Origin of the sequence: Flavobacterium sp. RNTU_13 (genome assembly GCF_046614455.1) — a bacterium.
Lineage (GTDB): Bacteria > Bacteroidota > Bacteroidia > Flavobacteriales > Flavobacteriaceae > Flavobacterium.
On the sequence record NZ_JBKJHB010000001.1, the window covers coordinates 937908 to 951008 of the forward strand.

The window sequence follows — 13101 nt, forward strand, 5'->3', positions numbered from 1 at the left end:
CACTAAAAACCGTTTACGCCCCTACAAAATCCTTAACCAGTTTGTAGGCTTCTTCAAGTGCTACCTCTAGGTCATAGTTTTTTATAATGGTATCAAACTGTGGTGCTGTAGCCAGCTCTACTGATGCTTTGGCAATACGCATGTTTATTTTGTCTTCGCTTTCGGTGCTGCGGTTTTTAAGGCGAATTTTAAGCTCATCTACGCTTGGCGGCTTTACAAACACAGCCAACGTTTGCTCCGGGAATTTGCGTTTAAGGCGAAGCCCGCCCGCTACATCAATATCAAAAATTACGTTTTTGCCTTCGTTCCATATACGTTGTATTTCGGAGTTAAGGGTGCCGTAAAAGTTATCGCGGTACACCTCTTCCCATTCGGCAAAGTCCTCGTTTTTTATGTGTTTTTTAAACTCCTCAAGCGAAATAAAATGGTAATGCTCGCCATCTATTTCACCCTCGCGCGGTTCGCGCGTGGCAGCCGAAACCGAAAACGCCAGATTAAGTTCGGGGTGTTTTAATAAGTGCCTTACTATAGTGGTTTTACCCGACCCAGATGGTGCCGAGAATACAATTAGTTTTCCTCCAGTGCTCATTTGTGTAGTTTGTGTGTTGTTGTGGCCTCTCCCTAACCCTCTCCAAAGGAGAGGGGACCCGGAGTAAATATCTTTCGACTTTAAGACTTTAGACCTTATGACTAAAGTACATTAAGTACCTGTTCTTTTATTTTTTCCAGTTCGTCTTTCATTTGTACCACCAGCTTTTGCATTTGCGCGTGGTTGCTTTTGCTGCCCATGGTGTTTATTTCCCTGCCCATTTCCTGGCCTATAAACCCCAGTTTACGTCCGTTTGCTTCGGTTCCGGCAAGGGTTTCAAGGAAATAATTCAGGTGGTTTTCCAGGCGTACCTTTTCTTCGGTAATGTCTAGTTTTTCAAGATAAAAAATAAGCTCCTGCTCAAAACGGTTTTCGTCTACATTTACCTCAAGATCGGCAATGCTGTTGCGCAGTCGCTCTTTTACGTTAGCTATACGTTCGCCGTCAAAAGACACGGCCTCGTTCATTAGCCTTAGTATATTACCTATACGTATAATAAATTCTTTTTCAAGCGAAACGCCTTCGGCTATCCTAAAGCTTTGGATGTTTTCCAGGGCTTCATCTACCAGGCCTTCAATTTGTGCCCATTCGCTTTCGTCTATTTCCTCGCGTTCTGTTTTAAGCGCGTCGGGCATGCGTACGGCCATTTTCATCAGTTCGGTAGTATCGCCGTTTGGTATCACCTCTTTCATTTGGGTAATGTATGCCTTTACAATAGGCACATTTATTTTAGAGGTGGTTTCCTCGCCGGTAATTTCCACAAAAAGAGAAAAATCTACCTTACCACGCTCCAGCTTCTGTGCTATACGGTTGCGCAGCCCCAGTTCCATTTCGCGCAAGGCCGATGGCATACGCACATTAAGGTCGAGCCCCTTGCTGTTCAGGGATTTAATTTCTACGGTAATCTTTTTTGTGGGCAACTGTAGCGACGCTTTGCCGAAGCCGGTCATGGACTGTATCATGCAACGAATTTAAGATGCGCAAAGGTAGTAAAAGTTATGGAACGCAAATAACGCTTGTGCCTTGTAAACACCGATTTACGCATTTTTTTGACTCTTTTGTTATAAAATTGTCTGCGAAACGCCGGTGCCGGCTGCTGTTATATGCGTTCCATGCAATAAAAAACCGACTGGTTTTTATTTAAGGTAAGCTATGGCCTCGGCTACTGTATTAGCCTTATTGCCTATAAATATTTTATCTCCTGCCACAATTACCGGTCGTTTTAAAAACGTATAGTGTTCCAGCAGCAGTGCTTTATAATCGTCTTCGGTAAGGGTTTTATCTTTAAGCCCGCGCTCTTTGTACAGGGTAGCAGTACGGCTAAAAAGCGCCTCGTAACTACCGGCCATGGCATAAAGCTCATTGAGCTGTGCTTCGGTAAGCGGGTTAGGCTTTATATCCTGAAGTTCAAACCTGTCCAGGTTAGGCAGCTGCTTTAATATCTTAGCACAGGTAGAACAGGTTTTGAGGTAGTATATCTTGTTCATGTTTTCTTTTTTGTTTAAAGTTTGCCTCGGCAGTTCGGCTGTTGCCCCGTGTCAGGTTTCAGGTATCAATGAAAATACTATCCAAGCCCAAAACTTACTTTATTACTTCCGACTTCGGACTTCCGACTTTACAACTTTCGACCTAATGGCTATTTACCAAGTATCCCGTCTTTATATATAACCGGGATTTCCTGGGTGGCATTTTCTTTGGTTATGCTTCCGGCAGCAAATGTAAAGGTTTTGTCGTACAGCGTATTGCCTATAAAATAGGTAACCATAAACGTGTTAGCCAGTTGCAGTACACTTTCTTCTATCATTTCTATTTTTACGGCAGTGTTTGGCAGTACCTCCATAAACCCGTGGCGCAGGCTGCTGGTTTTGCGTTCTTCGCCATCTATAAGCCCGTGTGCGCTGCTCACCAATATAGCGGTTTCCAGCTTTTCTGTGCTGTCGTTTACAAGGTAAGCGTACCAGGTGTTTTCCATAAAGTCGTCATTCCACTCCTGTAATGCCGCTACATATATGTCTTTTACCGTAGGTATGGTGATATCTTTTTTCATGCTTAATACATTCTTTTTATGGGTGGCAAAGGTATGCAAAAAATTAGCAGCCACATAACCGCGGCACTACTGCCAAATTATTATTTCTTTGGCACAGAAAACCACCCGAACCGGTTAACTTTAACCTACGGAAATTAAAATTGCTATGAAAAAGATTGTTTTTGCCCTTGCGCTGCCCCTGCTTATTGCCTCATGTAAAAACGATAAACCCGTGCCCAGCGTAGAGCAGCAGGAGCAGGGTACACTGCCCCAGATGCCAGACAGCACTGCTACAAAACCCGCAGATACACTGGCCACTACAGATGCCTGGTATGGTAACTATTCGGGGAGCTTGCCTTGTGGCGACTGCAAAGGAATACTTACCCGCATAACGCTACGGAAAGATAATACGTACCAACTGCAATCGCAGTACCTGGGTAAAGAAACCAAGCCCACTATATATAAAGGTAGCTATAACCTGGACCCTGATAAGCACGTGGTAACCCTTGATGCCGAAGGCGATCACCTAAAATTTTTAGTGGTAGAAAAAGACAGCATGATTATAAAGCTGGATAAGTTTGGCGCACGGGAACAAGGCGCTCCATTTGCCCGTTATTTTTTACATAAGGTGCTGTAAATGATGGTATAATACGTTTTTTGGTAGTGGAGCCCGCACACCTGTATAGGATTTTGCTATATTTACAAGGTTGTTTTTTAGAGCATTGTAAATCTGTATTTTCCTCACTACCTGTATGAAGCGCATTTTCTCCCTATTATTTCTACTGTGTAGTTGTGCCGTGGTTTCGGCGCAGCACACCACGGCGCTGCGTACAAAGCTGCAGCGGGCTGCTACCGCCAAACAAAAAGTACCGTTGTTACACCAGCTTGCAGAAGCCTACTTATACCCGTATGCCGAAAGCAAAAACGCTGCCGATAGTGCTATGTATTTTGCACAGCAGTCGGCAAAACTGGCTAGCCAGGTGCAGGATGCTTATGCTACTGCGCATGGGCAGGTGTTGGTATCGCGCGCGTATACCAAACAGGGAAAACCCGCTGAAGCAAAACAGGCCGCGCAAAAGGCGTTGGAGCTTGCTACCGCAGGCAATTACGAAGATGTGCGCGGCGAAGCGCTGGAAGAATTATACAACCAGTATAATTTTTACGAACAGATTGACGAAAAAACGAAAGTGCTGGAGCAGGCACTTCAGGCATACGAAAAAAAGAGCACTAAAAAACAGCTTGCTAATATACTCACCACGGCATCTGACCATTACAACTACATCGGACAAAACGAAAAGGCATTGCAACTGGGGGAGCGTGCACTTGCTGCGTATAAGGCGGTACCCGATGCGGTACTGACCAATATTTACCGCGTTATGGGTAACAATTACTACACGGCGGGGCTCAATAAAAAGGCTATAGATTACTTTTTAAAGGGTGCACGCTATGGCGAGGCGCTTAACAAAGAGCATGAGTTACTAAGCTATATTTACAACCAGCTTGCTATTATATACACCCAGCTGGGCGATAATGACCTTTGCCTGAAATACCTGTACAAATCGCTGGACCAGGCTATGACCATTGGCGATAAGCCTACCATCTACACCGCGCTTAATAATATTTGTGGTGCGCTGGGGCGCGAGAAACGCTTTGCCGAAAGTGATGTTTTCCTGAAAAAGATTTCGCGGAAATACCCGGCTGATTTACCTATAGATAAGGTAACACTGGAATTGTGCTTTCTTAATAACGACCTGGGGTTAAAAAATTACCCAAAAGCAGGACAGCACTGCCACCGTATTTTACAGCTGGTTAAAGCCAATGAAAAAACACTGCCGGGCTTGTTTGTGTTTAGCCTTAATACAGCACTGGCACGGTATTACCTTGCGGTAAAAGACCTGGATAACGCAAGGGTGTACCTAAGTAAAATGAAACCCTTTGCCGAAAAAAGTGGCGGGTTTAACCGTAAAAAAACCTACTATACGCTGGCTTTTCAGGTAGATAGTACACAGGGCAATTACCTGGGTGCCATTGCTAACCTTAACCGGGTGCGCGTAGCCGATGATTCGCTTTTTGACATTAATAAGAATAACGAAATATCGCGGTTGCAAATAGAGTACGAAACCGAAAAGAAAGACAAAGATATTCAGCTTAAAAACCAAAACATACGGCTGCTGGGCAAAGAAACCGAACTCCAAAAGAGTAAAACCCTTGAAGCCCAAAAGCTGCGTAATATATCATTTGGCGTAATTGCGCTGATTATAATCTTCCTGGGTGTACTGTACCGCGCTTATCTGAACAAGCAGCGCACTAACGAAATACTGCGCAGGCAGCAGGCAGAGATTACCGATAAAAACGCCATACTAAGCCATCTGCTCGATGAAAAGGAGTGGCTGTTAAAGGAAATTCACCACAGGGTAAAAAACAACCTGCAAATTGTTATAAGCCTGCTAAATAGCCAGAGTGCGTATCTTAAGAGTAAGTCGGCCGTTAATGCCATAAAAGACAGCCAAAGGCGGGTGCACTCCATGTCGCTTATTCACCAGAAACTGTACCAAAACGATAACCCTTCGGCCATAAACATGAAAAACTACATCAGCGAACTAGTGTATTACTTAAAGGACAGTTTTGATGAAGGAATAGTAGAGTTTAGGCAGGAGGTAGCCGATGTTAACTTCGACGTATCTCAGGTGGTACCCATTGGGCTTATATTAAATGAGGCGATTACAAACAGTGTAAAATATGCCTTTACCGATGCAAAGCGCGGCATTATAGATATAACACTTACACAATGTGAAAACGATATGTACGAACTTATCATTGCAGACAATGGAGGCGGTATTCACATAGACCTTGATGCTACAGATTCGCTGGGTATGAGCCTTATACAAGGGCTTAGTAACGACCTTAACGGTACCCTGGATATTTATAACGATAACGGTGCGGTTATAAAAATCGTCTTTAAACGTAGCTACAACAACCCTAAGGAAGAAAGGCCGGCGTAATCCTGCCCGTGTTTATAAAACAATAATCCCTGTAGTGGTAAACGCCACAGGGATTAATTTTATAGTGTTTACAAGTTGTACTACAACTCGTTTAATAGCTTGTTGATTTCATCTAGCTTAGGCGTAAGGATGATTTCTATACGGCGGTTTTTGCTTTTTCCTTCGGCAGTTTCGTTTGGTGCTATAGGGGCAAATTCGCTACGTCCGGCAGCCGTAAGGTTTTTAGGGTCTACCTTTTTATTTTCGCGTATAATGTTTACAATAGCCGTGGCACGCTTGGTACTAAGATCCCAGTTGTCTGCTATAGGGCCGCTACCGCTGTACGGCACATTATCGGTATGGCCTTCAATAAGTACAGATATGTCCGGATTATCGGCAAGTACCTTTGCTACCTCTACTACGGCTTTTTTACCCTCGGGGCCTACAGTCCATGAGCCGGAATCAAACAGTAGCTTGTTTTCCATGCTTACATAAACCTTTCCGTTTTTGTGCTCTACGGTAAGTCCTTTCCCCTGGAAACTGTTTAGCGCCTTAGCCAGCTTATCTTTCAGGGCAGCCATGCTAGCCTGCTGGGCATTCATTTTACCTTCAAGCTCGTTTACGCGCGCGCTGCGTTCCTGCAGTTCATTTTTAAGTTTTTCCAGGCGTTCCTGCTCTGCTGCAAGTGCTTTCTCTTTTGCTTCCAGTTGCGCCAGTAGTTCGCGGTTTTTCTTCATGTTGCTTTCCAGCGCGCTGTTGCTGTCTTTTTCCAGTGCACTGTAGCTTGCCTTAAGGGCATCAAGGCTCTTTTTGGTAGCGGCAAGTTCGGCAGCATTTTTATCGCGTTCATCGCTGGCAGCGGTAAGTTTTGCCTCCAGGTCTTTCGCTTTCAGGTCCAGTTCATTCTTTTCCTTGGTAAGTGCCGCGTTTTGGTCGGCCATTTCGCGATTCTCCTTTTTCAGGTCGGCATATTTATTTTCAAGGTCTTTGTACACCTTTTTAGATACACAGCTGGTAGTAAGCGCCAGGGCCAATACCCCTGCGGTAATGGTTTTCAGTTTCATATTTGTGTAATGTTTTAGTGGTCTTTGTAAAAGTACATTTTTATTCACAATAACCTTGCCTGTTTTTAGTCTATCTCAACCAAAACAGGGCAGTGGTCGCTGTGCTTTGCTTCGGGCAAAATAACCGCGCGCTTCAGCCTGTTGCGCATCGGCTCGCTAACCAGCGCATAGTCAATACGCCACCCTTTGTTATTGTTGCGTGCATTAGCGCGGTAGCTCCACCAGCTGTAGTGGTGCGGTTCTTTATTAAAATGACGGAAACTGTCTATAAATCCGCTTTTCATAAAGCCATCGAGCCAGGCGCGTTCCTCAGGCAAAAAGCCCGAAACCTTGGCGTTTCGTATAGGGTCGTGTATGTCTATGGCTTCGTGGCAAATGTTATAATCGCCACAAATAATCAGGTTCGGGTGTTCCTGTTTCAGGTTGTTTATATATACCTGAAAATCGTCCATGTATTTAAACTTGTGGTCCAGCCTGTCTATGTTTGTTCCGCTGGGCAGGTACAGGCTCATTACGCTAAAGGTATCAAAATCCAGTCGCAGGTTACGCCCTTCAAAATCCATGTGCTCTATCCCTGTGCCGTATACCACATTGTTTGGCTTGTGCTTGCTGAAAATAGCCACGCCGCTGTAGCCTTTTTTCTGGGCGCTAAACCAGTAGTGGTACGGGTAGCCCGCTTCTTCTATAAGGTTTACCTCCACCTGATCTACGTTAGCCTTGGTTTCCTGCAGGCAAATAATATCCGGGTTTGCCTGTTTAAGCCAGTCTATAAACCCCTTAGTATACGCAGCGCGTATGCCGTTTACATTATATGAAATTATCTTCATGCTTATCCTCTTGGTTGTTCCAAAAGTAGGGAAAATTAAAGTTTTTTTAGTTATATAAGCTAAAATGTGATAGTATGAAATTAAGTGAGTATGTTTCTTTTATATATTTATAGACAACATTTTCACTTGTTTTTTTATGATTAAAATCTATTTAGATTGGAATGTTATTTCTGGAATGAGGAATGGACATTTAGATGATTTCAAGCAACTTATACAAAACGAAAATAAATTTTTGATTCTCTATTCAATTTCACATATTGGAGATATTTATGCTAGTTTCAAAAATAGGAGTGAAGATGAAAGGAGAATTATAGATGAGGATTTAAAATATATCAAAACTCTTACGAAAGGGTTATGTATGTTGATTCAATCTAAAGCATTAGCATTGGAATATTATGATCCCATACAGTTATTTGAGGATATGATAGATTCTGAATTTACTTTCGAAGATTTTTCAATAGACAAGTTATTCTCATGTGCGGATGATTTGGATCCAATTGCGAGTCAAATCTTAACTTGTTATAAAGAACTTCTTAAATCGATTCCTTTAAATCCTGAGTTTGCAAATGCGTATAATGATCCCGAAAGTTCTAAAATGCTAAAGAAAGTTTTTCCGGGTTTAGAAGAAAATCCTACGATGGATGGCTTTTTTAAAAGCTTTGGACAAATGTACTATAACATTAATGAAAAGGAGGACTATAAAATTATTAGAGAAGTTATTCAGAAAGTAGGAGTTAATAGTAGCCACTTTAATGAACATAAAAATCCATTCGATGTAATAAATACTGCTTACAAGAAGATGGGACTTGGGGATTTTAAAACCGAAAAATATTTTCAAAGTTCCAAAGTAGTTCCTGATTGGTTTGACAGCATTACATCTGATTATATGAAGATTGATATGCACGGGTATAAGGCAGATGTAATAAAAGTAAATGAAAAAGAAAAAAATACTTTTCGAAATATTTCGGAAGATTCAAACCATGCTGCATTTGCATCACGCTGCGACTTTTATATTACCAGTGACAATAAGAATTATCATAAAACAAAAAAAGTATATGAAAAACTCGGAGTCAAAACTATAGTTTTAAAACCTAATGAATTCATAGAATACTACAACGAAAATTTGGGATATCATTCATTTTCTGACCATTTTATTTCTGTTATTAATGAAATTAAGGCTCTTGAATCTATAAGAGAGCAAAGTCGGGAAACGGGGTTTGTTTTGTTAAATTATGCTGATGGTCGAGAATATTGTTTGGTAAAAAGGTGTGATAAATATTTTTTCAACTTTTTTAATAAAATATTTATCCCTCTCGACAAAACTTTTACTAAAGCACATTTTGTCTTATTAAAAGAATTTTCTGCAAATGATCATGATTGCTTTGTTTCAATGGATGAAGTCTCGGGATTCGTAAAGATTATAGCTGAAGTACTGGGGGTGGATATTTATGGTAAATCGTTTGTTGAAACAGACGAACTTATTGATGGTGATGATTGGTGTGGGAGGCAGTGGAATACTGAGTTTGGAAGTATTGTTCTTTGTTTTCGTGAGAATAGTTTCCAGCTATATTATTATTCTGAGATTCATGAAACAGAATGAATTGCTAAACCTTTGTAAAGTTTTTCGGTTAAAAAGGCAATTTTCTTAATTTTGCACTACCAGAAATTTAAACCGCAAACTTGAAACAACTCGTCTATAAAAATATCTCCATAACTTATACCGATGCCGGTAAGGGCACTGCTATAGTACTGCTGCACGGTTTTTTAGAAAACCGCGGCATGTGGGATTATTTTGCGGCAGAATATGCTAAAAAGTATCGTGTAATAACCATAGACCTGCTGGGCCATGGCGATACCGGCTGCCTGGGTTATGTGCATACCATGGAAGACCAGGCCGACGCCGTACACGCCATATTGCAGGAGCTGCGCATACGTAAGGCGGTGTTTATGGGCCACAGCATGGGCGGGTATGTGGCACTTGCTTTTGCCGAGCTGTATCCTGACATGGTTAAGGGCATTATACTGCAAAACAGTACCTCATTAGCTGATAGCGACGAGCGTAAAGCCAACCGCGACCGTGCCATAGCGGCCGTAAAACAAAACGCCACAGCCTTTGTGCGCATGAGCATAGCCAACCTATTTAGCGAAGAAAACCGCGAAAAATTTGACCGGGAAATAGAACAGCTGCGTAATGAGGCTGTAAAAACACCGGTACAAGGTATAGTAGCCGCACTGGAAGGTATGAAGATACGTAAAGACAGGGAGGTTATACTGCACTTTGCTCCATACCCTATATTACTGGTATTGGGCCAAAAAGACCAGAGCCTGGTATATGCAGACCATATAGACCAGATTGAAGGCACCCGCGTAAAACTGGTTACCTACCCAGATGGGCATATGGCGCATATAGAAGACCGCGATGCCCTGCTTAAAGAAACCCTGGAGTTTTTAAAAGCAATAAAATAGCGTGTGTATTTGGGTATTCGGTTGGGTATTGGTAGTGCTTAATAGTAAGATTATAAACTAAATACCCACGCTCCTGTCAAGTTCGGCATTGCCTGTAGTATACACAGCTTCAATAGGTACCTGCAAAAGTTCTGGCGGGTTGTTTTGCAAAAAGGCGTATTGTTCCTTTGCGAATTCGGTAATATCTTCTATGCGTTTTACATAATTCTTCCCGAAGTTCTCCAGTACAGCGTCTTTAAGCCCCAGCTGTATGGCACGGCGCTCTATTTTGTTTCCAAAAGGATCATGCTCCGGATCCCATTGCAGGCGTACGGGTTTAGCCTCAAGAGCTTTTCGCCATGCATCATGGCTTTCATAATATTCGGGTATAAAACGGGAAAAAGCAGCCTGTTCCAGTATCGTGTTAAAATCATCCTTGTGGAGCCAGAATGCCAGTACACGCTCCTGATTTTCTTTGGCAGCCCATCCGCAGCGGTACATCATCCATAAAAAGTTAGGCTTTATCCACGACATACGGTTGTAACTAAAGGCATCGCCGCCCAGGAATTGATTTTCTACTGCAAAATCCGCTATAGGGTGATTGTACGCCTGGTATACCACCACCATGTCTTCCTGGCTGTGCAGGGTAATATGCTGGCCTATTTTTGGTAAACGGGCCAAGCTTTCTTTATATGTTTCAGTTTTAATTGTCATTTTTTAAATGTTTTATGATAATAAAGTCTACAACATACCTACAAGGTTTTTAAAACCGTGCAGGCGACTGTGGACTACGACTGTAAGCTACCCCAGCACGCGGGCTCTTATTTCGGCAAGGGACTGGTCTATAAGCAGCTTACCATCGCGGAATACCTCTTTTAGTTCGCCGGTATTTTCTTCGTCCCAGCTTACCTGGTCTACCAGCGTGTAGGTATTGTTTTCTTTTACAATTTTTATAAGCCCTTTAGCCGATTTCTTAGTACCATCATCGGTCACCGGGTCTTTAAATATTTCGCGGCCTTCGCCGTTTACCTCGCCATAGGTAGCTTTCATGGCAAAACCAAAGGTATCGCGGGTGTTGTACTGGTAGGTGTACGATCCTATGCCCAAAACCACGTTAGTACTGGCAAAGCCTTTTTGTTTAAGGCGTTCGCATATGCGGGTAGCACGGTCTACGTTAATGCTGTCGCCGTATATGGCACCAATCTGCGGAATCAGTTCTTTGTAGCCTTTACTGTTTGTGCTTCCGCCAAAGGTATCCCACAGCAGCTCTACTACACCTTTGCGTTCGGCTTCGGTGGTTCCGTTAGGATTGCCACAAAGTATGTCTACCGGGTCGCCGCTGTCGGGGCGAATAACCACTTTGCCATCGCGAGCGGCTATGGTATCTTTTAGCCTTGGCAGGTAATCGGTAAGTACTTTCCATAAATCCCACGTGTCAGATACTATACTTACATTACCCTTAGGGTAAATATCGCAAATGAGCCTCTTAAAGGTTTCAAACTCGCCTTCGGTAGTACCCATGCACATTACCGAGTGTTCTGTAGCCGCCACAGAGCCGCCTACAAGTTCGGTATCGCTATTGGCGTTGTAGTATTCTTCCAGGAAATCTATTGCCGGAATGGTATCGGTACCGGTAAAGCTAAGCAGGTGGGCTGCCGCCGATGTTACTGCCGCATCGATTCCGCCCATGCCGCGCATACTAAAATCGTGCCCTTGCCAACTTACAAATTCGGGTACGCTCGATGTTTCGGCGGCATAAGCATCCAGTAATGTACGGTAGCGTTTTGCCAGCGTAGCCGATGTGCATGGCAGCCATACCACAGCCGAAAGCAGGGTTTCGAAATAATTGGTTAACCAAAAAAAGTCCGGCAATGTGTTGTACATGGTAAACATGGGTACGCGCATGGGTACGGCGGTGCCTTCGGGCAGGGCTTTAAATACCATAGGGATGTAACCCAAATCGTGTAAAGCCTCTATATGGGCAGTGCCCACGTTATTTTCGCCCAGGTAGTTGTTTATGCGGCGGGCATAGCGTGCCACGACTTGTTCTTTCGGCTGGCTGAAAAAGCCGCGCTCAAATTCTTCGATAATGTACTTTTTAATGAAGTACTGTAACCCGAAGAATACTACTTCGTCTATACCCTCTATGCGCGATTTACGGGGTGTCCAGTTGCTGTATACAAGGGTAGTGTTATCTGGGTATTGGCGGCGGTGGTCTGTTTTATAACCATCGGTTAATAATAGCGGATTCATAATCTGTAGTTTTAAAAATTAATAAAATGGTTGGTTGGGGTTGTATACTTGGTTGGTTATAATTGAATTTTAAACTGCTTAACAATATTAGTTTCTTCCACATACCGGAAGGAATTGGTGGTAAATACTTTTTCAAACCTTCCGGCAAACACGTCAAACCCTTTGCTAAAGATACCGTGGCTTACGGCAAGGTACAGTTTGCCTGCGCCCTTAGCTTTAAGCGCATCGGCTATTCCGGCAAAGGTGCCTCCACCGTCGCAAATGTCGTCGACAACAAGAATGTCGGCTCCGTTAAGGTCGTCTTCATACACCCTGAAACCGGCCAGTTTCCCGGTGTTTACATCACGATATTTGCCACATTCTACCACTTTGGCGCCGCCGAGGTGTTCGCTAAGCTTGTATATTTTTTTAAGCGCGCCGGCATCGGGCGATGCTATGGTTACATTGCCTATTTCATCCATTACCTGTGCGATAAAACTATGGTTAGGCAGCACGGTAACATTGTTTAGTAAGGCGGGAACCACATCACTGTGTGCATCAAAAATGATAACTTCGGCAAAGCCAAGGCTGTTTATAATATCAGCATATACTTTTGCGGTAAGGGGTTCGCCGGGAATCATTACCCTGTCTTGCCTTGCACCGGGCATATACGGAATAAAAAGGCTTATGTTTTTTGCTCCCATGTGCTTAAGGGCATCGGTAGCTACGCAAACTTCGCCAAGGGCATTAAAGCTGCTAAGCCTGTGGGTAATGATAATATTTTGTTTAACATCAAAACCTTCCTCAATTTTTATGTGGGGTTCACCGCCATAAAATGTAAAGAGTTTGTGGGTTAATCCTGTTTTGCCAAACGGGGTAAAATCAGGATCGAGGTTTAAGCTTACCATAACAAAATGTATTTGCGTTATTTTTACAC

Annotated in this window: 13 protein-coding genes; 4 read left to right on the forward strand and 9 right to left on the reverse strand. The window is 43.1% G+C overall.

Features of this window, described 5'->3' with window-relative positions; all coding sequences use genetic code 11:
* Positions 1-13: 13 nt before the first annotated feature.
* The 4 genes from gmk to ACLI08_RS04220 form a co-directional block, all read right to left on the reverse strand.
* Positions 14-589, reverse strand: a complete 576-nt coding sequence (gmk, locus tag ACLI08_RS04205) for a guanylate kinase (RefSeq protein ID WP_411427206.1) — start codon at positions 587-589, stop codon at positions 14-16.
* Positions 590-690: 101 nt separating this feature from the next.
* Complete coding sequence (locus ACLI08_RS04210) at positions 691-1551, reverse strand: YicC/YloC family endoribonuclease (protein WP_411427207.1); 861 nt, start codon at positions 1549-1551, stop codon at positions 691-693.
* Between the two features lie 174 nt (positions 1552-1725).
* Positions 1726-2076 carry an arsenate reductase family protein gene (locus tag ACLI08_RS04215; protein WP_411427208.1) on the reverse strand — a complete coding sequence of 117 codons (351 nt, stop codon included), beginning with the start codon at positions 2074-2076 and terminating at the stop codon, positions 1726-1728.
* A gap of 149 nt (positions 2077-2225) precedes the next feature.
* Positions 2226-2636, reverse strand: coding sequence for a hypothetical protein (locus tag ACLI08_RS04220; protein ID WP_411427209.1), 411 nt, complete (start codon positions 2634-2636; stop codon positions 2226-2228).
* 145 nt (positions 2637-2781) lie between these two features.
* On the opposite strand from ACLI08_RS04220, the gene ACLI08_RS04225 reads away from it, so the two are divergent.
* Positions 2782-3252: a copper resistance protein NlpE gene (locus ACLI08_RS04225; protein WP_411427210.1), complete on the forward strand. Its 471-nt coding sequence runs from the start codon at positions 2782-2784 to the stop codon at positions 3250-3252.
* A 115-nt stretch (positions 3253-3367) separates the two neighbouring features.
* The gene (locus tag ACLI08_RS04230) at positions 3368-5617 is read left to right on the forward strand and encodes a histidine kinase dimerization/phosphoacceptor domain -containing protein (RefSeq protein WP_411427211.1); all 2250 of its coding nucleotides are present in this window, start codon (positions 3368-3370) and stop codon (positions 5615-5617) included.
* Between the two features lie 80 nt (positions 5618-5697).
* On the opposite strand, the gene ACLI08_RS04235 is transcribed toward ACLI08_RS04230, so the two are convergent.
* Positions 5698-6660, reverse strand: coding sequence for an OmpA family protein (locus ACLI08_RS04235; RefSeq protein WP_411427212.1), 963 nt, complete (start codon positions 6658-6660; stop codon positions 5698-5700).
* Positions 6661-6725: 65 nt separating this feature from the next.
* Positions 6726-7487, reverse strand: a complete 762-nt coding sequence (locus ACLI08_RS04240; RefSeq protein ID WP_411427213.1) for an exodeoxyribonuclease III — start codon at positions 7485-7487, stop codon at positions 6726-6728.
* 136 nt (positions 7488-7623) lie between these two features.
* Between ACLI08_RS04240 and ACLI08_RS04245 the strand changes: the two genes are divergently transcribed.
* Positions 7624-9087, forward strand: coding sequence for a hypothetical protein (locus ACLI08_RS04245; RefSeq protein ID WP_411427214.1), 1464 nt, complete (start codon positions 7624-7626; stop codon positions 9085-9087).
* A gap of 80 nt (positions 9088-9167) precedes the next feature.
* On the forward strand, positions 9168-9953 hold the full coding sequence (locus tag ACLI08_RS04250) for an alpha/beta fold hydrolase (RefSeq protein ID WP_411427215.1): 786 nt from the start codon (positions 9168-9170) through the stop codon (positions 9951-9953).
* Between the two features lie 57 nt (positions 9954-10010).
* Here ACLI08_RS04250 and ACLI08_RS04255 read toward each other — a convergent pair whose 3' ends face one another.
* The 3 genes from ACLI08_RS04255 to prs all read right to left on the reverse strand — a co-directional run bounded on the left by ACLI08_RS04255 (position 10011) and on the right by prs (position 13072).
* Positions 10011-10646, reverse strand: coding sequence for a DUF4291 domain-containing protein (locus ACLI08_RS04255; RefSeq protein WP_411427216.1), 636 nt, complete (start codon positions 10644-10646; stop codon positions 10011-10013).
* Between the two features lie 87 nt (positions 10647-10733).
* Positions 10734-12185: a nicotinate phosphoribosyltransferase gene (locus ACLI08_RS04260; protein ID WP_411427217.1), complete on the reverse strand. Its 1452-nt coding sequence runs from the start codon at positions 12183-12185 to the stop codon at positions 10734-10736.
* A 56-nt stretch (positions 12186-12241) separates the two neighbouring features.
* Positions 12242-13072: a ribose-phosphate diphosphokinase gene (gene prs, locus ACLI08_RS04265; protein WP_411427218.1), complete on the reverse strand. Its 831-nt coding sequence runs from the start codon at positions 13070-13072 to the stop codon at positions 12242-12244.
* Between the last annotated feature and the right edge of the window lie 29 nt (positions 13073-13101).

Bases quoted from the DNA above. Each gene is read 5' to 3' on its own strand.
- gmk (WP_411427206.1), bottom strand. From the start codon at position 589: ATGAGCACTGGAGGAAAACTAATTGTATTCTCGGCACCATCTGGGTCG.
- ACLI08_RS04230 (WP_411427211.1), top strand. From the start codon at position 3,368: ATGAAGCGCATTTTCTCCCTATTATTTCTACTGTGTAGTTGTGCCGTG.
- prs (WP_411427218.1), bottom strand. From the start codon at position 13,072: ATGGTAAGCTTAAACCTCGATCCTGATTTTACCCCGTTTGGCAAAACA.
- ACLI08_RS04240 (WP_411427213.1), bottom strand. From the start codon at position 7,487: ATGAAGATAATTTCATATAATGTAAACGGCATACGCGCTGCGTATACT.
- ACLI08_RS04245 (WP_411427214.1), top strand. From the start codon at position 7,624: ATGATTAAAATCTATTTAGATTGGAATGTTATTTCTGGAATGAGGAAT.
- ACLI08_RS04210 (WP_411427207.1), bottom strand. From the start codon at position 1,551: ATGATACAGTCCATGACCGGCTTCGGCAAAGCGTCGCTACAGTTGCCC.
- ACLI08_RS04220 (WP_411427209.1), bottom strand. From the start codon at position 2,636: ATGAAAAAAGATATCACCATACCTACGGTAAAAGACATATATGTAGCG.
- ACLI08_RS04215 (WP_411427208.1), bottom strand. From the start codon at position 2,076: ATGAACAAGATATACTACCTCAAAACCTGTTCTACCTGTGCTAAGATA.
- ACLI08_RS04235 (WP_411427212.1), bottom strand. From the start codon at position 6,660: ATGAAACTGAAAACCATTACCGCAGGGGTATTGGCCCTGGCGCTTACT.
- ACLI08_RS04255 (WP_411427216.1), bottom strand. From the start codon at position 10,646: ATGACAATTAAAACTGAAACATATAAAGAAAGCTTGGCCCGTTTACCA.
- ACLI08_RS04260 (WP_411427217.1), bottom strand. From the start codon at position 12,185: ATGAATCCGCTATTATTAACCGATGGTTATAAAACAGACCACCGCCGC.
- ACLI08_RS04225 (WP_411427210.1), top strand. From the start codon at position 2,782: ATGAAAAAGATTGTTTTTGCCCTTGCGCTGCCCCTGCTTATTGCCTCA.